Origin of the sequence: Desulfurivibrio alkaliphilus AHT 2 (genome assembly GCF_000092205.1) — a bacterium.
In the GTDB taxonomy this organism is placed as follows: Bacteria; Desulfobacterota; Desulfobulbia; order Desulfobulbales; family Desulfurivibrionaceae; genus Desulfurivibrio; species Desulfurivibrio alkaliphilus.
Map to the genome: position 1 here is coordinate 2,055,861 of NC_014216.1, position 19,681 is coordinate 2,075,541.

A 19,681-nucleotide genomic window follows, 5' to 3' on the forward strand; every position below is an offset into this window, starting at 1 on the left:
CTGATTATTCATAGCGCCCTTTGCGTTCCAATCTCTTAATAAATCGGCCGGGAATCCGCAAAATCGGCAGCAGGGCGGACTGTCTGCTCCACCGCTCCGCCCTTCGGCGCAGAGCGTAGAGGTTATTGACCGCCGACGGTAATTCGGCACAACCCTCGGCAACCTGGATGGCGCCGGTCATAAACTTCTCTTTATATGGCAATACATCTTTGCCCAGATCGATATAGGAGATATCGCCGTCACAGGCATGGCGAATCATTTCGACCAACAGGATCAGGCCGGGCGAATACTGGTGAAACTCATCGTCATAACCTGGAAACCAGGAGTGCAATACGGTTTTGGTACGCATGCCGAAATGGACGGCTGCCAGTTTGTCGCCCACATACAGGGCAGAAAGCACACCCCCAAAATGTATTGAATCATGGGCATTTATTCGGCGCACCAGTTCCACGGTCCAGCCAAGGCCAAAATAGTCATGGACCCCGGTGCGTTGACATTGCAAACGCTTCCAGGCGATCATTGCCTCAAACGCTGCGGCGTCATCGGTATGAAAAACAAAACGGTGCGGTTCATGTTCCCTGGCGAGTTTTCTTATACGCCGGTTGGTTTCATACAACTGTTTTCCGCCCAGTTTTCTTCGGATCGCTTCATAATGCTCATATTTTTGTGACGTATCGATGGTCGGGGACGGCTCAAGGTTTTGCCGGTATGTCTGCCACTGGGCCTGCCCGCTCAGCAGATGGTCAAACTCCCAGCGGACCAGACGGCAGCCGCGCATCAGTCCTTCCGCCGTCCAGTCGGCCTCCGGCTCGGCGATGACCCCATGATAATCGGAAAGGCCAAGCCCGACTGGGCGGGCAACACCACCCCACCGACGGTGAAAGGGGAAAAAACCCACCACCCGGTTTTCCGCCTCCATCAAACCAACAAAGAGGTCTTCTCGAACCTCGGCAACCGCCTGAGTAAATTCAGGACGAAAATAGGGACTGGCCAAGGCCTGATCGGCCTCCTGGATCTCAGCCCAGCGGGCGATCAGGTCGGGGCTTAACTCGCCGGCAGGGATAACCGAATACTTCATGGAAGGTCTCCCGGAGGGGCGGGGAACCGGAGAAATGGTCGTTTGCCAGCCGTTTCCGGTCGGGGTTGCCGGCCGGTCAAGCGGTGACGCCAATGGCGAATCTCCCGCAAAAGTCGCACCAGCGTCTCGGTACCCACCGCCGGCAACCAACCAAAATGTTTCACCAGATAATAGAAACGGCTGCGATAAAAATGTTCGGCAATACAGGTGGCCTCCAGACCCTGACCGGTGGACTTGGCGCAGGCTCCGCCCAGATGGTGGGCCACCGCCCGGCCCACCGCCCAGATTTCCGACCCCACCTTGGTGGCGCGGCGGCAAAGATCTGTCTCTTCAAAGTAGAGAAAAAAGCGGGGATCGAAACCCTGCAGGCGGCGAAAAAGGTCCGCATCAATCAACATCATCGCACCGCAAACCCAGGGCGTCCGGAAAGGCGTACTGCCGGGTACAATCGGCCGTTTTTGCGGCAACGCGTTACCAATGCCCAGCGCGCTTCGCACAAGGGAGCCGGGTGTGGTCATCATACCCGCCTCCTGCAGGCTGCTCTCGCCTTCAATAATGGCCGGGGCGACGATTCCTGCCGCAGGGCAGGATGCCATAAATTCCAAAAGCGTCCGCAGCGCCTGGTGGTCAAGCACTGCGTCGGGATTGTGGATCAGCACATAAGGGGTCCGAACCCGCTGAAAACCAAGGTTACAGCCTCGGCCGAAACCCAGGTTCCGCTCACTGCGCACCAGTTCTACCCAGGGATGCGCCGCCGCGATAAAATCAGCGGTGCCGTCGCTGCTGACGTTGTCCACTACCACACAGGCGAGTTCACCGGCCTCGTGGGCCTCTCGCAGCGCCTCCAAGGCGCTGTGGATATGCCCGCGAGAGTTATAGGTGACAATAACGGCAGTAACTTTCGCCTCTGCGATGTTGGTCATCGGCCCAATCTTCTCCATAGCCCTCTGTTGGCGATGCTGGTGGCCAAAGCAAAATGGTCCATCGCGGCCGGGGCCTCGACCCTGGGCAAGTTCAGAGGGTCTGAGGCCGCGTTGACCACCGGCTCGTGACCGCAGGCACCGAAGGCCGCCTCAACCCCGGCTTCAACCAGTAAACAGCGCAGAGGCTCCGAAGTGCGGCCATAACAAAAAGAGAAGTGGCGCGGCTGAACGCCTGTTTCTTCTTTTATCCGTTGGGCGCATTGGGTCAACTCTTTTTTTGCTTCCCCTCCAGGCACGGCGGTCAGGTCCAGGTGTTCCGTGGTATGCCCGCCAAGACTGAAACGGGGGTAATCTGACAGCAGGCGCCGCACCTCGTCCCAGGTCAGGGTGAGGCGAGGCGGCTTGGCGGTCGGCTGCAGCCGTTCATACAACAGGTTCAACAGCATCCGGCGCCTTTCGGCTCCCGCCTGTAATAAATACCGGCAAACGCACCAGTAGGCTGCCCGTCTCTGCTCGGGATCACCAAGATCCCACCTGGCCTCAACCCCGGTTTCCCATCTCAGCCAGCGTTCGCTGCGCCGCTGGAAAGCGGTATAGGCCTGATCCACCCACTGGGTTTCCCCCCGGTCGATATAGCTGCTGGGAAGGAAAAGGGTGGCCGGCATTTGGTAACGGTGGAGGATGGGGGCGGCGACCGTGAGATTATCAAGATAACCGTCATCGAAGGTGATCACCACGGTCCCCTCCTGCACAGCTTGACCCCGGCCAATGGCGACGACCAACTCATCCAGCGCGATCACCCTTTTATGCCGAGCAAGAAATGAGACCTGCTGAGCGAAAATATCGGCCGACACATGGTTGCGAGGGTCGATCCATCTGGACAGCGTATGATCAGCGACGCTGTGATACATCAGAACGATCGCCCCGTTCACCCCCCGAAGGCGGGCATCGAGATTCATAAGGCCCGTGGCATAACCCATGGCCTGAATGTAGGGCCCGATGGTCCGGCGTAGACGTTGTTTGGCGGAGCTGAGTAAATTCATAGTGGACAAAGGGCCGGCCGACCGGCAGACATCGCCATGGCTTACCAGGGCATTCGTGGCAGTAAACCCATCCGCCAGGCCGCACTATTTATTTTTCGATGAGCCCAGGGAATGCTCCACCCGAGATGCATACCATGTCGCATAACATAACGGAATGGCCCGTAAAATTTACGCATCGGCACTGGCCAGTCAATCGTGTCCCGCGCCACCTTCTTCTTCTGCGCCTCCGTACCACCCAGATCATACAGATCGCAGCCCTGATCCCGCGCCCAACGCATGACGGTATAGTGCAGCAGTTCCGTTGCCCGCAATTTTCTTTGCTTTTCGCCGCGATGCATCCCCACCCATGAGGCATAGGAACGCCCCCCCGCGATCATATTGCTTTTCGCCGCCACCGGCTCTCCTTCATGATAGGCCACGAAAAGACGAAAGCGCCCGGCCGGTCCCAGTAAACTTGCTATATACTTGATGTAATCGCGGGCAAACGGCTCAAAACCCTGATGAGCGGCGGTCATAAGGTAAAGGTTGTAAAAATCTTCAAGATCGGCATCATCTCCAACTCTAATCACGACCCCGGCCCGCTCAGCGCCTCGGATGTAATTACGGGTTTTCCGGTCTATGCTGGCCAATAATTCATCGTCGGTATAATCCAACGGGGCGACCAGTGACAGTTTCCCGCCAAACCAGGCATCTGATTCGCGGAACCCGGCAGCCGACAAAGCGTCTCTGGCTGCCTGCTGGGTCGGTAGCGTGTCTATCCGCAGTGAAACATATGACTTTGACTTAACAAGCTGCTCCAGCTCCGATACCACCCTGGCTAAAATTCCAGGTTCATCACCAGCGGCCAGCGGCCCGGCGAAAATCCTGGCGAATTTCCCCAGCGGCGTGGATTGGGCCAACACTTGCACGCCGCCGACGATTATTCCGCCCTGACGCACAACCGCCCGCTCACACTCAAAACCATACCCTGTGCGAATCCGGCCGTACATCGCTGTCTGCTCATGGTAGCCATGCCGGTTGGCCGCTAAGAAAGCGTCCCATTCCTGATCTAATTCAGACACCATGTCCCTTTTTCCTAAGACGCTCAAAAACTTAAAGCTTTTGTCAGCGGTGTTTAGTTCCGGCGCCGGATCATTTCACCAGGGCATCGTTTGCGCAATTCCAAACTTCCGTGAGGCCTTATTGATCAGACGCCGCAACAGCGGACTGGAATCAGTTCCTTCCAGCAGTTTCCACCTGAGTATTTGAGCAGGCCCGTAAAATTTGCGCAAAGGCAATGGCCACGAGATGACCTCAATGGCAAACCACCTTTTAAAGGGTTGATTCCCCACAAAATCATAGAGCCGACAGCCATGTTCCCGTGCCCAGGCCATGGCGGTCATATGCAGCAGATAGTTGGCTCGCAAGGTTTTTGCCTCCGGATCCCGGCGCATTCCACCCCAGCCATAATACATGTGGTCGCCAACTATGGTGTTGTATATCGCGGCACATGGCTTTTCATTGTGCCATGCAACAAAAAGCTGCGCCTTGCCCGCCCTTCCGAAAAGCTCTTGGACATAAGAAAAATACTCGGCTGAAAAGACCGGAAAATCCTGATAAGAGGCAGTTTCTTGGTGCAGGCCGTAAAAGGCGTCCATTGATTTTTCATCTTCGGCTTGAACGGACAACCCTTTACGACGCGAACGGCGAATATTGTACGAAACTTTTTTGTCCATCTTCCCCATAAGCTCATCATCCGACAGGGTAAGGGGAACAATAACAGAATCGCCAGCCCGGCCCCAGGCTTTGGAAGGCCTGAAGCCCGCCTCCTTCAGCGCTTGGGCGGCCACTGCCTGGTTTGGAAACAGATCCACTCGTACAGAGGCATAGGATCGCTCTCGCACCAACTCTTCCAGCTTGTCCACAACCCGCCGCATTAGCAAGGGGTTATCGTCAAGCGCCAAAGGACCTCTTTGGATATGGGCAAACCTGCCCACCGGGGTGGATTGGACCAGAACCTGCACACCACCAACTATGTCACCGTTTTCCCTCACAACCACCCGATCACAATGGTATCCATACGCTTTACGGTTGGCAGCGTATTGGCTGGATTGCTCATGGTGACTGAGTGGGCAAGCGGCCAAAAAAACATCCCATTCGGAATCAGTTTCACTCATGCTTGTCTCGTAACAACTGACATTAAAGGCGTAAATGGCGTATCGGTTTCTATCAAATATGAAAGTTCAGTTCCGTGTAAATGGCTTGAATACAATCGGCCACATCATTTTCGGTTAACTTCGCGGAAATCGGCAAACTAACCGTTTGTCTCCCTATTCGCATTGCGTTGGGATAGTCGCCTGGCTTCCAGCCAAAGGTTTTCTGATAATAAGGGTGCTCGGTAAGGCTGAGGTAGTGTACGCCCACCCCGATACCGTGGAAAGTCATGCGGTCCAGAAAGCTATCACGAGTGATGCCGGTTTTTGCTCCATCAATCAGGATATTGAACAAGTGGCAGGCATGGCGCTGATCTGCCATTACCGGAGCGGGTAGGCCCAAGGGCAATGGAGCCAAAGCTTCCATGTAGCGCTCCCAGATCTGCCGGCGACGGCGCCAGTAGTCATCCACCCGATGAAGTTGATGTACACCCAGCGCAGCCTGCATATCCATCATATTGTACTTGAAACCACACTCCACCACCTGATAATGCTTGAAACCCTCGTCGCCAAAACGCTTCCAGGCATCCTTGCTCATGCCATGCAAGCCCAGTACCTTGATACGGGCAATATCTTCTTCCCGCTTGGCCAACACCATGCCACCTTCACCGGTAACGACGTTTTTGGTTGAATAAAAGCTGAAACAGCCAAAATCACCGAATGTGCCGGCCTTCTGCCCTTCATATTCTGTCTCGATAGCATGGGCACAATCTTCGATGACCTTCAGGTTGTGGCGCCGCGCAATAGCCATTATGGCTCCCATATCGCAAGGCCGCCCGGCAAAATGGACTGGCACAATGGCGCGGGTGCGTGGTGTGATGCAACGTTCAATCTCCTGGGGGTCAATATTCCAGGTATGGGGATCGATGTCGGCCAGAACCGGTTTAGCTCCGGCAAAAATGATGGCATTAACCGTGGCACAAAAAGTAAGCGGGGTTGTAATGACTTCGGCATCAGGGCCAAGATCGGCAGCCAACAGGCTCAAATGTAATGCCGCCGTACAAGAATTGAGCGCCACCGCGTTTTGCACCCCTTTGTAGGCCGCAAAGTCGGCTTCGAACTTTGCCACTCGCGGACCGGTGCCAATCCAGGCGCTACGGAGGCATGCAACCACCTCTTCAATTTCCGCTTCTTCAATCAGCGGGGAACCAAAAACAAGAAAACGATCCTTGGGACGAATGGGATCCATTCAATAACCTCACTGAACTTGCGAATTATGGTGGCCGACCCTTCCCGTCAGCCTGTCTCGCAAGGCCTCCCAACGGCGTTGCCCGACAAGCGGCCAGGTATAATAATAAGAACGCTCATGCGCGTTACTGCCAAAATCTTTCCTCAGTTTTGGATCTGCAAAAACCTTTCGTATCGCTTCAACCCAAGCGTCTGAATCATACGGGTCCATAATGATCCCGTCCTGTCCATCGCGAACAATACTCCCTCCGCCCATCGGGCTTACCAACGATGGAAGCCCGGCCCCCATGGCAAGATAGGTCACCAGAGGACTTCCCTCCTCGAGGCTCGGGAGCATAAAAACATCTGCCTCTTGCAGTACCGGCTTGAGATCCTGGCAATAGCCAACATGCTGGATATCTGGGCGCTCCAGATAAGGCGCGACCAATTGCCTGACATTGGGTTCTATCGCGCCGACCAGCTTCAGTATTCCCTGAACGCCGGCTTTCACCCAATAGTCCAGCAACAACAGCACACCTTTACGAATGCCGATCCGCCCCATAAAAACCGCCGTGATCTCCTTTTTCTTCCGCTTCGCTATCAGATCATCAGAGAAGATATCTGAAGTCGCGAGCCCATAGCTGCATGAAATAATTTTATTGCTTGGAACACCGGCCTTGACCAGGGAGCCGGTTACCTGCTCACTGGGACTGTAGAGATAATCTGCCAATTCAAATTTGCTATTTTCAACAGCAATCCCGGCAAAATCCTGCTTGTGACCAACGGGTATGCCGAGCCGGGAGTATTCCACATCAAGGATTGGCTTGCTGGTGGCCAGATGTGTGTTTATCTTCTCGGTTACGATGATATTCCCACGTTGCTTGACTTTTCGGAACAGCTCAACCGAAGACCCTGGCCAGAGATAAGCTATATCCTTTTTTTCCAAAGCGCCAATGAAACGTTTTTCCATGATTTTCCGGATAGTTTCCTGACTGAGCAAACGATACCCCAACGACTTGAGCCGGGGGGGCAAAACGTAACGATGAAATTTGCTCTTTAATGACAACTCGGTTGTGTAGCAAAACAAGGTGGCATCTGCCCCGCTGTCAATCATGCTCTCAATGATCGCATGTGCCGCGTACCCTGGGCCGGCGGCTTTAATATGTATTGGGTATGAAGCAACGATGCGCATGGCTTCAGCAATCCTCCCGATTTGAGAGCACAGTGATCATTTCTGTACTATTGGTCCAGACAACAAAAAAGCCAGCGACGCCATGCGCAGCAATAGAATTTTTTGTTCGTTATCGGGAGGAAAACTTGCAATGGTTTGAAAACCACAACGTGCAAACTGTTCTTTTGTCTGTGAAAAAACTTCCTGGAAAAACGCCTGGTTTTCAGCGTTATCGACATACTGGCCGATGAAACTGTCAATATCCCCCCCGGCTTTCCCATCTTTTCGCAGCCATTCGGGCATTCGATTGACCAGTTTACGATACACCGCGTTTTTCAAGTGGGTCAAACGATACGCTACCAGATTTTGTGCGGCAAATCCTCCGGTGTTCTCTTTCGGGATTCGGGCGAGTTCCGGGAATCGTCGTCGATAGAACGCGTTATACAATCTGTCCCCGGCCCGAAGCATTTTCGCGACCCCCATGCAAGCCGTAAAAATTTTTCGGTCGTAGAATGGACAAAGCGTGTCTGCTCTGCGCATAAAACTGACAGGTCCGCCAGATGTCAAAAGAGCTCCCCTGAAGCGGTGCAACAGCATTTCAATCATATCGGCATCTGTAGGGCAATGTTTTTGGAGCCGTTTTACTAGGTCAGTCAGGTGCTGTTTTTCGCGGACTTCAATTGCCTCCACCCAATGGGTCGGCAGTGCTGATATTTTCCGGCCGTAACCGGTGGCCAGCCTTTCCAGATAAGTCGAGCCAGGGAGGCGCGGTGTTTGGTACCGATCAAGCCCCAAAATAATTTTATACAATGGCTCGTTTCGGCGCTTCAACTTGTAATAAAAACCGCCACCCAGGACGACATCACCGATGTGGCCGTCGATAATGTAGGCCGGGTTGTTTCTGGTCAAAGTTTCCAGGATGGCATACATGTGGCTGCTTTCCAAACTGTCCCCAGTCCCGGTCCCGTACAAAAAGTCTTCCGCGAAACGGCAAGGAGAGTTCGCTGCGACCTGAAATACTTCGGTCTGAAGTCCAAGCGTCACAGCAACCCTACGTGCGACCATGGCCTCTTGAGTATCAGGGCTATCATAAGTGCACAGTCGCAAGGACTTCTCCCGGCAATAGGCAGCGATCAATCGTGAGTCATAACCACCGCTGAGCCCTGCCGCTATCGACTCGTCTCCCAAGCGGGCAAAGTAGTCGGTGAATAGAGCATCAAGATAATCTATCGCTTGACTTTCATCTGTAAGCCGTTGTTCCGGATCAGGGTAGGTCGGATAGTTTTCTTGCGAAATTTCGAGGCGCCCCGGCTTGTTAAGCGGCAAAGTAATGGACTGGCCAGGGCCAATTCGTTTGACTTCAGCGAACAGCGACTGATGAAAGGGCAAATAACCGTAAGTTAGATATTCAGCGCAAGCGAGGTCTGTGGGCGACTCACCATCGGCAAGATCGAACTGGTTGATGCCAATCAGTGTTTCTTTTTCTCCACTTTTGCAATAAAGTGGCATGCAAGACAAAAAATCAGCTATCGCAAGTAATTTATTGTTAGCTTTATCTATAATAAACAAGGCAAACATGCCGCCATCGATTTCTAAGCGTACACCGTCAAGCCCCGTTCGACCGTAAGCCTCAGCCAACAGCGCCAAGGATTCTTTAACCACAAAACTCTTGGCGCGGCTGGCATATAGATGCCCCACACAGATTAAACAAAGCGATTTCTGTTCATCTTCACAAAAAACAGGAGAATGCCCCTTGTCGGCGACAACCAACCTGGGCCAGCATGCTCCTACACCGTGCCGCAGGCTAATGTAGAATCCACGGGCCGCCGAGTCTTTTTCAATAACTATTTCATGTTGATCTTCGGTCATTAATGAGGTCCTAATGGACGCTAATAACTTTTTTAAATCAAGAATATGTCAGTATCCACATTCTACCTTATCTTTGCCAAAGCCTTCCCGGATATAATCATTAACTGCGCAGGCAGTGTATTCAGCTCTCCAGTTATAGCGGGATTGCTGTAAGGCTTCTAGCATGAACTCTTCGGTAGAAGCCGTGCCGCTACCAAAGGACTCATTGTATGATCTCAAACTTCTGTCAGGATTGGGATAGTCAATTTTAACCCACTCCGAGCCAGACTCATTCTCACCAATTTCTGCCTGAAATCCTGCAATTGTATTGCCTGGTAGGAAGGCGCTGCTGGGATAGGGACTATAAAATTTGTTATCGGTAAACGTAATCCCGCCAGGGTTAAAATAATTCGCCACTAGCCTATCGGACTCATCACCCATTTGAAACTCGTTATCGTATACATTAATAGCACTATACGGGGTCTCACGGTCAGAAAAAGATATAGCCGTCCCCTTATTTTCTACAGTTCCCCATCTTCCAACAACATTTTCATAGATTTCTGCAGCATCAGTCTCAGATTCAATTCTTATTGCCGGCTCAGTATTTGTTGCCCCTATTCCATCTGTGAAAATATTGCCAAAAACCGATACACCATGAATGTGCTCAAGCCTTAGCCCAGTGATATCAGTCCCCTTTGGCCACCTTTCCAGAAACACGTTATAATCTACCATATCCCCGTAAAATGGACCGTAGGCGTTACGCCCGTATTGGGTACGATCACTCCTCACAATAAGGTTGTTGTGCATTCTCCCCGCTGTACGGAATGTCACACCTACCCTTTGTGATGCGTAAAAGATATTTCTGCGGAGCTCAATATGCCCGTTGTCGCCTTCATGGGCTATATATACATGGCGGTTGCCCGCCACGGGGCTGTAAAACAGATTCTCCTCAAATAATAAATCATGAGCACCTTCGGAGAAAAATTTGGCCCCAAGAGAACCCTGCTGGCTGTTTTCTACAAAAATATTACGTCGCCAAGAATACCCTTTTAGTTGATTCCCGCGAGGAAATGCTTGCACGGTATTACCTAGACGGTCGAAGAAACAATCTTCAACGAGTATATCTTTGCCCGATGAACCGGTAGTAACAACACCTGAAGCGCTGCCAACCTCCCACTCGGCATGAGCCCCCGTAATTCCTGATATTATAAGGTTTTGCGAGTTTCCTATATTAATCATGATAGTGTTGGCGTTTACGTTAAGTGTTGGCCGGGGGCCAATTCCATAAGAGGCAAGGATAATACGGGCTTGGGTCGATGGGCCTGACCTGTTACTCCAACCACTGAATACTTCATTATTCCACTTATCTCCACGCTTTAGAAGCAGGATGTCCGGAAATCCATTGCGGACCTGGGCGACGCCAGCGGCTACCGTTGCATAAGCGTTCACGGATCCACTGGGCTGAAACATCCCGTTCACATCAAAGGTGATATCGGAAATACCGTAATGCTTGCCCGTACTGTCATTGCCCTCTGAGCTGGACACAAAAATCACCCGGGCATCTTCGTACCCATTTTGGAGCATCGCTGAAAAATTAGTCCATCCAACCTCTGTAAGCGGCAGACCAGTAAAATCGTGAATATCAGCGGGTAGCCTTGGCCAGACCATTACGCCTATTGGTCTGGATAAAGCACTATTTGCAACGACAAGCATCAACGCAGTTACAACAAAGACATAGAAGCAACATTTACAGTTTTTCATGGCGCACCTCCAACTATGAGTTAGTTGACCATTTTGCAGTTAGTCTGTCAATTAGATCATCAGAATAAAAATGTTTAATAAACTTTGTAGAATATATTTTATTACAGGTCTCTCTTGATAACTTTAGATTATTTTTTACATACTCGTGTATCTCATGATATTTGTCGTTTTTATGAAGATGGGAGTGGATCAGATTAAAACGATCTTCTCCCAAACCAAAAAGTTGTGCTGCACCTTGCTTGAAGCCATTTGATAAATCTTCAAATCTCAACAATAAAATTTCGAAACGATCATCTTTGATTATCTGGTAACCTTGGTCAACATCAAATCGGTGATCATATACATTAACACCTGTTTCTTCCCCAAAAACCTCATCGTACCAATTGCTCAACAACCAACCGGAGGGGTCATCTCGGTCAAAAAGGGTCTGAAAATAATCGATTACCGGACTCTTATTTCCCTCACAATATTTTTCCAGCACTTCCACAAACTGCCCCTTGGGGTTAAGAAAATGCAGGGAAACAAAAACACTGATCGGCTCGCGAAAAATACTAATAATTTTCCAGGGTTTAGGATATGAACCATCACCAATTTTGGAGATAACCTCTCCAAGCAATTTGCCCAGCACAAAATTTCTGTCTATTCGGCGCCCGTTTCGCCTTGCTCTGTCAATCCATTCTACGGCTCGTGCTGACGACAGGGTATGCACGTGATAAACCGGCATATCAAGGTTTGCGGCAAGCACTGAAGCATAAACACTGGTAGAAGCCACCCGACCATACTGATAAATCAGCACCAAAGGGGTGCCTTGACGAACCGCTTTATTGATTTTACGGCAATCGAAAAGGTTCTGTATCACTCTTGCACCATTGTAAATCGGCGCCGGCGAGTTGACCACAAAACCGGTTACCATAAGCTCTAGGCGCTTTATTATATTCACACAAAAACCTGTTCAAAGTTCAATAGATTATTGACACCTTCGCATCAGATGAACATGTCTGCTTACACGACCAAATCTGGGCTCAATGGCCTCTCTTTCTATTTTTCTGCCATATTTTTTGTCCTTATTACCAACAACAACCCCTTCCAAGGATAAATACCAGCCTAACAACGCCCCGGAAGTCATAAGATAGACAGGATTGACCATGGCGTTAAAGAGAGAGTCTAACATAAAAAGAATAACCACCATGCTTAGTATGACAGGTGTGATTATCTCTGTAACATCAACTCCCCTTTTTAGGGCCTTACCGCATAAAACAAGCCATGGCCCTAACAACATTGCCACAACCATGCTTATTAATCCGAAAAACCCCCTGGAATTGAACACGATGGTCCAAAAGGCATCCACCATTTGTATCACATTCCGGCCGGTATCCGGGTCCACCGGCCAGCCACGGCCGTAGCCTCCCCACCCAAAAAGCGGACTTTCCAGTGCTTTCTGGGAGAACAGATCTTCTTGCAAAAGCCTGATCGCCAATGAGCTGGTACGATCTTCGTCAAACACCTTGGCGACCAGCACCTCCACGTCGCCTGCGGCCACCATTCCCGAGATACGCAGGCCGATATACAACGGAACCACCAGCAGCAGAAGGGGGAAGATGAAATGCAGCCCCGGCTTACGGTAAACAAAGTAGCCGCCACAGCCCAGCGCTAACGCGACCCAGGCGTTGGCAGATTTGCAGAGGATGGTCGTGATGACCAGGACCGCAACGATAAAGGCCATGGGAATCCCGCCCAGCCGCTCAACCGCCCGGCTGCGCCACAGCCAGAAGGCAACGGTGGCGCTTAGCGCGATCCACAAAGAAACCATCAGCCCGTGCTGCATGAAGACAATGGGTCGAAAACCGTCGTATCTGAAGTGCTGAAGAAAAGAGTGGGGAAAAAAACCATACACCATATTACTGAGTTGCGGACTCATCCTGATCTCATAGAGGGCCAGGATGGCATAGACAAAACCACCAATGACCACGGCCAGGCAGAGATCACGCAGTGTTTCATTGTTCTTGAAGTAGATACGGCCGGCCAGATAGGGAATACCCCAAGTCATAATCTGGCTGTAAAATCCGGACAACCCGTCATAAAGGCCAAGTTGATTGGTTAACGACGTGGGAATCGGCGCCAGGCACCAAAGCACCATGGGCAAATCATATATTCTCCATTTGAAATTGGCCTTAAAGTATTGCCCAGACAGCCAGCCGCCCAAGATCAATCCCATCGAAATGGCGACATTCTTGTTATAGGGCGGGATGCCCTCCCAGCTATAGCCGGTGGCCGGCAAAAGCAGCCAACCGCCGATTACTGCCACCAGCACCGCCCGGTGGGGCTTCAGGGTGAAGAAAAGCATAACCGTGAACGGCACCCAGCCAAAAAGCATAATGGGAACCAGCGGGGTCATGGCTTTTCACTCCCTGCCCGCAGGCTGGGCTTGAATCTCAAAAAAACGGCATATCTGAGCCAGGCGGCCATGGATATTGGTTAATTGCAATTGCCGATTTTGCTTCTGCTGCTGCCTGGCCAGAATCAGCAACAGGGCCATGAAGGCGCCATCGGCAAATTCAGTTTGGCGGAAATCCAGGGTAAGGTCCTTGCCGCTTTGCACGGCGCGGCTGCACAGCTCACGCAGGGGTGAGTCCGGGGTCAGCCGGAGGTTGCGGCCCAGCGTGAGGGTAATGGTGGTGTCGTTTTCCTTTATTTGCGCTTGGTGGTCGGCGGGTTGCCGGCGGAAACGCTTTTCCCAGGCTCGATAGCGCAGCCAGCCGGGCAGGCGGCCGGCCAGGGCCCGCAGCAGCAGCAGCCCGTCGGCGGCGTAGCGGGAGAAGAGCTTCGGCTCTTGGAGAATTCGCCAGACCCACTCCAGCCCCATGCGGCTGACCAGTTTGGGCGCCCGTTGCACGGTGCCGGCCAGGAAGTTAACGGTGGCGCCCAGGTGACTGATGGTTTTGGCCCGCAGCCGGTGGCGGTTATGTTCGATCCAGCGGGTGCCCTTTTGGGCCCCCAAAGCCACCAGCAGGATATCCGGCTTGGCCTGGTTGATGGTGTTGATAATCTCCTCGCTGCTCATCTGCTCAACACTGCCGAAGCCGGGGTTGAGGAAACCCACCGCCCGCAAGCCACCCCGACGGGCATTGACCTTGGCCACCGCCTGGCGGCCGGCCTCATCTTCGCCGCCGAAGAAGAAAATGGTCAACGGCTGGGCGGGGTTGGCTTCCTGGTTGAGTTCCTGGATCAGGGTAGAGCCCGGCACCAGCTCGGAGATGGGGTAACCCAGCAGCCGGGCCAGCCAGAGCAGGGGTTTGCCGTCCAGGGTTACCGTGTCGCTGTTGAGCACAGCGGCGCGGAATTGGGGATCGCACCAGGCCTGGGCCACCCAGTTGACATTGATGGTGGAAAGCACGTTATTTCCTTCCCCGCGGGCATTGGCCCGCAACAGCTCTTTGGTTGCCACCAGGGTCAGGTTGTCCACCGGTAGCCCGAAGAGGCAAAAAACTTCCCGCCGCAAGTCTCGGTCAACCTCATCCTTGCGGCTATCGTGCAGCTTCACTTACACCGCCCCTTTGGAAAACAGGACGGCGGGCACGGTTTTCAGCAGAATTTTAATATCCATCCAGAGCGACCAGTTGTCTATGTACTCCAGGTCCAGGGCCAGCCATTTTTCAAAGGGCAAGTCGCTGCGGCCGGATATCTGCCACAGGCAGGTCACCCCCGGCTTAACGCTGAAGCGCTTGCGCTGGATGCCACGGTCAAACAGGTCCACATCGCGGATGGACATGGGGCGGGGCCCCACCAGGCTCATTTCGCCACGCAACACGTTAAACAACTGGGGCAGCTCATCGAGGCTGGTGCGGCGGATAAAGCGGCCCACCCGGGTTACCCGGGGGTCGTTGCTGATCTTGAAGATCGGCCCCTGGGCCTCATTGAGGTGCTCGATCTCCTTCATCTTTTCCTCGGCGTCCATGTACATGGAACGGAACTTAAACATGGGAAACAGGTGCTTGCGCAACCCCACCCGCTGCTGCACGAAGATGGCCGGGCCGGGGGAATCGAGCTTGACCGCCAGGGCCACCACGGCCATCAGCGGCAACACCAGCGGCATGGCCAGCAGGGTCACCGTGAGATCAAAAACCCGCTTGGCAAAAAGCTTGCTTTCATCCTGGGCCACCGGCTCCATGGTCAGCAGAGGCAGGTTGCCCACCTGAGCGAGGCTGACCCGCGCCACCTGGACGTTGAAGATATCGGCCATGAAGCGCAGCTTGATCCCCTCTTCCTCGCAGGCATGGGCAATATGCTCGGCGTCTTCCAGCAGCGAACGGGGAATGGCGATGATTACCTCATCCACCACATTGCTTTTCAGACATTGGCTGATCTGATCAATATTGCCGATAACCGGCACGCCGTTAATGTCGCTGCCTATCCGCTGAGATTCAGGATCCAGGTGGCCGACAATTTTGATGCCCCACTCCGCCTGCTCGTGCAGATTGCGCGCCAGTTCCCGGGCCCGTTCGCCAGTGCCGATGATCAGCACCCGCAGGGCGCCGCTGCCATCCTGCAGGGACTGGCGAAACTGGGCCAGCATCGCCGCCCGGACCATCACCAGGGCAACAAAACCCAGGCCCGCAAAACCAATGATCACCATCCGGCTCACATAATCAATCTCCAGGAAAAACAACAGCGACAGCAGGACGCCGATGGTAAGCGCCATACCGCGGAAGATTGCCCAGGCATAGCCCATAAAGGTAGCGTAGCGGGGGTTTTGGTAGGCTCCGAAATAGGAAAGAAAAAGGATCAGCAGCGTCAGCAGCAGCGGCAGCAAAAAGATGTGGGAATAGAGGTTCAGCTGCCCGGCTTCGGGCAGCAGCAGGTTGCGCGCCCAGAACGCGACCAAAAAGGCGGCCACGGTGCAGACCACATCCAAGGAAAACAAGGTGCGGTCCAGTTCTTTGCTGCGCGGGTCGTACATGGCTGGTTGCCTAAATTACCTGAAAATTGTCGGTCTTCTGCAGCAGCCGGCCAATAAACTTTTCTGCATCGTAGGCCTCATCCCGCTCCCTGATCCGCAGGGCCAGATGACTGGAACGGTTGGCTTCAAGCTCCAGTTTCAGGCTGGCGCCTTCATCTTCATCCTTAAGTATCAGTACCGCCAGGCCGGGGCTGTCGACTTCTTCCTCGACCCGCCAACTGCCAGTGAACCTTTGCCCATTGCCCAAGGTAAGCTCCACGTTACCCCCGACTCCGTTGTCGCTGGAAAGAAAGCGGAGCTGGCTATCCTCGCCCAGCTCAAACACCTGCCCCACCAGGGCGCCATGATAAATCGGCTCCACCGGCTCGACGTTATTAAATCGGTTGATCGCGACGTAAGCAGTCTCGATTTGGGACAACAGCTCGTCAGCAATGGCATTAATCACTATCTCATTCTTCTGGTGCCGATGCAAATAGTAATGCAGCCCGAGCTGGGGTTGCTCGGCGTCCACCAGAGCTTTGAAGTCGTTGGCGCTAACTTCCAACGGCTCACCCTGAAGCGCCTTGCGGATCAGCTCCTGCTTCCACCAGTTAAGGATGGCCGGCAGGGTTTCAGCCACTTCCCGCATGCTCACCGGCGGCAGATCGTAGCCCTCCGGCAGCAGGGCCTCAATATCGTTCCGGGCCGCCGGCTCCGTCGCATACCGCAACCCTTCCTGCAAGCCTGCCAGCAGTTGGCCTCCACTGGATACCAACGCCTGACCATTAAACTCGTCGTAATCCCGGCCCACCAAGAACAAATCCAGCAGCGCCCCCACATAGAGGTTGGCCCGCAGATCAACCAAGGCATCATCACTAACGGGGCCAGTTAACTCGGCCAACCCCGCCATGGGGTCGATATTAAGATCGTAGGTCTGGTAACCGTTGAGTGGGGACAACAACGATGAAATGTCGTTGCCCGAGAAGCCCAGGGCGGCCAGGGTGGTCAGCGGCGAAAAAATCACAGGATCGGCAGCTTCCTCCCCCACCCGGTAAAGCAGCATGCCGGTGAAGGGCAGGCCCTGGCGATAGCCGCCCTCCCGCATGACCAGGAGACTGCCGGCGGCCACCGGCTTGGCGAAGCTTAACCGCCCTTCGGCGTCCGAGGTGGTGGAAATCTGCTCCCCAGCATCCCAACGACCGTTGCCGTTGGTATCTTCAAAAAAAGTGGCCCCGACGATATAAGGTTCCACCACCACCGCCTGGTTAATCTCCACCGCCCCCCCTTGGCCTGACGAACCGCTGGAACTGCCGGAACTACCGGAGCTGCAGGCTGTGAGCGCCGCAAACAACGCCACCAGCGCTACATAAACCCGCCATCCCTTCCCCATGACACCCCCTGACAAATTGTTTTTACCGTTTTTTGGTTATGACCCCCGAAGCACCACGCCATTGTGCCGATCAACGAATTCGTTGATCGGCCCTTATTCTTGACGATGGCGGAAAGAATTCTAATTTCCCCAGCAAAAAAGTGCAACTTATACTGGGCCGAAAAGCATTTGGGTCTTTACCGGATCAGCTAATCTGAAAGTTACCGGCGGCATTCATTAACTGGCCCAGAAATCCTGTTTCGTCGTAGTCATCAGCCCGAGCCCTGATCCGCAGGGAAAGATGACTGTTACGGTTGGCTTCCAGTTCCAATTCCAGGCTGGCATTATCGTCCTTCAGGATCAGCAGCGAAATTTCGCCCCCGACCTCCTCAATCTGCCAGGTGCCGCTCAGGCTGTTGTCTCCCAAAACGAGCTCCACCAAGCCCTGGGCGCCTTCCGAATCTTTAGAGAAACGGAGCCGACCGTTGTCACCCAGCAGCAGAGGCTGTTCCAGCAGGACGCCATAATTGATCGCTTCCACCGGCCCTACGGTATTGTTGCGGCCAATCGCCACGTAGGTGGTCTCGATTGCGGGCAGCAACCCTGCGGCAATGGCACTCTGAACTCCGGCGTCATCCTGGTGGTGACGCAGGTAGTAATGCAGCCCCAGCTCGGCTTGCACGGCGTCGACCATGTCCATGAAATCATCAGCGGAAACCGCCACCGGCTGGTCTTGCAGCGCCTTGCTGATCAATTCCTGCTTCCACCAGTTGAGGATGGCCGGCAGGGTTTCAGCCACTTCCCGCATGCTCACCGGCGGCAGGTCGTAACCCATGGGCAACAGCGCGATGATATCGTTCTGGGCCCCCGGGTCCGTCGCATAAAGCAAACCTTCACGCAGGCCATAAAGCAGTTCATAGTTGTCGGGCTCCAGATTGTAGCCATTAAGCTCTTCAATGGTCCGACCCACCTGGAACAGATCCAGCAGTGCCCCCACGTAGAGGTTGGCCCGCAGATCAACCAGGTCGTCCTGGTTTACCGAGCCGTTGAGCCCCACCAGCCCGGCCATGGGATCGACGGCTAAATCATAGTCCCGATAGCCGTTAACCGCGGTCAACAGGGATGAAATATCGCCGTCTGCAAAAGCCCGGGCCGACAGGGTGGTCAGCGGGGTTACCACCACGGTATCGCTGTCTTCCTCGGCGACCAGGTGCATGAGCTGACCGGCAAAAGGCAAGCCCTGGTGGGTACCACGCTCCAGCATGATAATGGCGTTGCCGGCAGGAACCGGGGTGGCAAAGGCGAAACGGCCTTGCTCGTCGGAGGGCGTAGAAATTTGCTCTCCTTCATCCCAGCGGCCATTACCGTTTACATCTTCAAAAAAAGTGGCGCCGACAATGTAAGGATCGACCACCACGCCACCGGTAATCCCGGCAATAGTAGCTTCGTCGTTGCCTTCGTCGCTGCCTTCATCGGTGCTGTCGGCAGCACCTTCATCAGAATCGGCAACGGGACTGCTTTCCGTTATGGTTGAACTGCTTTCCTTGCTGGGGGCGCTGCTGCCGGTGCTTACGGTAGAGCCGTCATCAGAATCGGCGACGGTACTGCCTTCCGTGCTGGTGGAACTGCTGCCACCGGAACTACTGCCGGAATCACCACTACAGGCGGCCAGGAGCAAGAGGAGAAGAAGAAGGGGGAAAAAGCGTGCGATTTTAGTTTTCATAGCGGCACCTCATTAAGTTAGATGCCGTATGGTCTGTCACCCACTTGGCTGACAGTGACCATTCGGCAACCCCGCTGCCATTTCCTGTCTTAACAGGAAGAAGGCCGGTGGCTTTGCGTCCCATGCTTTCGCGATGGTTTGCCTTTTTCGTGGTAAAATGCTTGTAGCGCTCACTGGTAATTGCAAATAGCATACCAACCCCGTTTTGATTAAAATTTTATACGTTATTACGGCGCGTTAACCGGCGCCGCCACCATCCCAAGACCGCAATTTTCACCCCGGTTTTCCTGGCTGCCTGACATAAAATGTCACCCAACGGCGACATTTGCCGATCTCTGTGACATTTTTTGTCAGCCCGGTTTGCAGTATAAAAAAAACGACCATGACGGTCGTTTTTCTCTCCGGCTATTTAATTTGTCTGATCAACAAGGACTATTTTGCAAGCCAGATGCCAGGCTGCAGCCGTGGCT

15 protein-coding genes and 1 riboswitch are annotated in these 19,681 nt (G+C 53.5%); all 15 genes read right to left on the bottom strand.

Annotated features, from left to right (window positions below):
• Nucleotides 1-4: 4 nt before the first annotated feature.
• The 15 genes from DAAHT2_RS08990 to DAAHT2_RS09060 all read right to left on the bottom strand — a co-directional run bounded on the left by DAAHT2_RS08990 (nucleotide 5) and on the right by DAAHT2_RS09060 (nucleotide 19,211).
• Nucleotides 5-994: a GNAT family N-acetyltransferase gene (locus DAAHT2_RS08990; RefSeq protein WP_157861454.1), complete on the bottom strand. Its 990-nt coding sequence runs from the start codon at nucleotides 992-994 to the stop codon at nucleotides 5-7.
• Between the two features lie 80 nt (nucleotides 995-1,074).
• The gene (locus tag DAAHT2_RS08995; RefSeq protein WP_013163980.1) at nucleotides 1,075-2,001 is read right to left on the bottom strand and encodes a glycosyltransferase family 2 protein; all 927 of its coding nucleotides are present in this window, start codon (nucleotides 1,999-2,001) and stop codon (nucleotides 1,075-1,077) included.
• The gene (locus DAAHT2_RS09000; protein ID WP_157861455.1) at nucleotides 1,998-2,801 is read right to left on the bottom strand and encodes a polysaccharide deacetylase family protein; all 804 of its coding nucleotides are present in this window, start codon (nucleotides 2,799-2,801) and stop codon (nucleotides 1,998-2,000) included. Before DAAHT2_RS09000 ends, DAAHT2_RS08995 begins: the two co-directional genes overlap by 4 nt.
• Nucleotides 2,802-3,085: 284 nt before the next feature.
• Nucleotides 3,086-4,108: a lipid II:glycine glycyltransferase FemX gene (locus DAAHT2_RS09005; RefSeq protein WP_013163982.1), complete on the bottom strand. Its 1,023-nt coding sequence runs from the start codon at nucleotides 4,106-4,108 to the stop codon at nucleotides 3,086-3,088.
• 72 nt (nucleotides 4,109-4,180) lie between these two features.
• On the bottom strand, nucleotides 4,181-5,200 hold the full coding sequence (locus DAAHT2_RS09010) for a lipid II:glycine glycyltransferase FemX (RefSeq protein ID WP_013163983.1): 1,020 nt from the start codon (nucleotides 5,198-5,200) through the stop codon (nucleotides 4,181-4,183).
• Nucleotides 5,201-5,252: 52 nt separating this feature from the next.
• Nucleotides 5,253-6,425, bottom strand: coding sequence for a DegT/DnrJ/EryC1/StrS family aminotransferase (locus DAAHT2_RS09015; RefSeq protein ID WP_013163984.1), 1,173 nt, complete (start codon nucleotides 6,423-6,425; stop codon nucleotides 5,253-5,255).
• 9 nt (nucleotides 6,426-6,434) lie between these two features.
• The gene (locus DAAHT2_RS09020; RefSeq protein ID WP_013163985.1) at nucleotides 6,435-7,595 is read right to left on the bottom strand and encodes a glycosyltransferase family 4 protein; all 1,161 of its coding nucleotides are present in this window, start codon (nucleotides 7,593-7,595) and stop codon (nucleotides 6,435-6,437) included.
• A gap of 36 nt (nucleotides 7,596-7,631) precedes the next feature.
• Nucleotides 7,632-9,443 carry an asparagine synthase-related protein gene (locus DAAHT2_RS09025; protein WP_013163986.1) on the bottom strand — a complete coding sequence of 604 codons (1,812 nt, stop codon included), beginning with the start codon at nucleotides 9,441-9,443 and terminating at the stop codon, nucleotides 7,632-7,634.
• 48 nt (nucleotides 9,444-9,491) lie between these two features.
• Nucleotides 9,492-11,183, bottom strand: a complete 1,692-nt coding sequence (locus tag DAAHT2_RS09030; RefSeq protein ID WP_013163987.1) for a hypothetical protein — start codon at nucleotides 11,181-11,183, stop codon at nucleotides 9,492-9,494.
• 13 nt (nucleotides 11,184-11,196) lie between these two features.
• Nucleotides 11,197-12,123 carry a putative capsular polysaccharide synthesis family protein gene (locus tag DAAHT2_RS14350; RefSeq protein ID WP_157861456.1) on the bottom strand — a complete coding sequence of 309 codons (927 nt, stop codon included), beginning with the start codon at nucleotides 12,121-12,123 and terminating at the stop codon, nucleotides 11,197-11,199.
• 27 nt (nucleotides 12,124-12,150) lie between these two features.
• A complete protein-coding gene (locus DAAHT2_RS09040) occupies nucleotides 12,151-13,578 on the bottom strand; it encodes a hypothetical protein (RefSeq protein ID WP_013163989.1) in 1,428 nt (475 codons plus the stop codon).
• Nucleotides 13,579-13,584: 6 nt separating this feature from the next.
• Complete coding sequence (locus DAAHT2_RS09045) at nucleotides 13,585-14,724, bottom strand: WecB/TagA/CpsF family glycosyltransferase (RefSeq protein WP_013163990.1); 1,140 nt, start codon at nucleotides 14,722-14,724, stop codon at nucleotides 13,585-13,587.
• Complete coding sequence (locus DAAHT2_RS09050; protein ID WP_013163991.1) at nucleotides 14,725-16,140, bottom strand: sugar transferase; 1,416 nt, start codon at nucleotides 16,138-16,140, stop codon at nucleotides 14,725-14,727. It lies immediately after the preceding gene.
• A 10-nt stretch (nucleotides 16,141-16,150) separates the two neighbouring features.
• Nucleotides 16,151-17,509 carry a hypothetical protein gene (locus DAAHT2_RS09055; protein WP_013163992.1) on the bottom strand — a complete coding sequence of 453 codons (1,359 nt, stop codon included), beginning with the start codon at nucleotides 17,507-17,509 and terminating at the stop codon, nucleotides 16,151-16,153.
• 184 nt (nucleotides 17,510-17,693) lie between these two features.
• Nucleotides 17,694-19,211: a hypothetical protein gene (locus tag DAAHT2_RS09060; RefSeq protein WP_013163993.1), complete on the bottom strand. Its 1,518-nt coding sequence runs from the start codon at nucleotides 19,209-19,211 to the stop codon at nucleotides 17,694-17,696.
• 61 nt (nucleotides 19,212-19,272) lie between these two features.
• Nucleotides 19,273-19,364: riboswitch (cyclic di-GMP riboswitch) on the bottom strand.
• Between the last annotated feature and the right edge of the window lie 317 nt (nucleotides 19,365-19,681).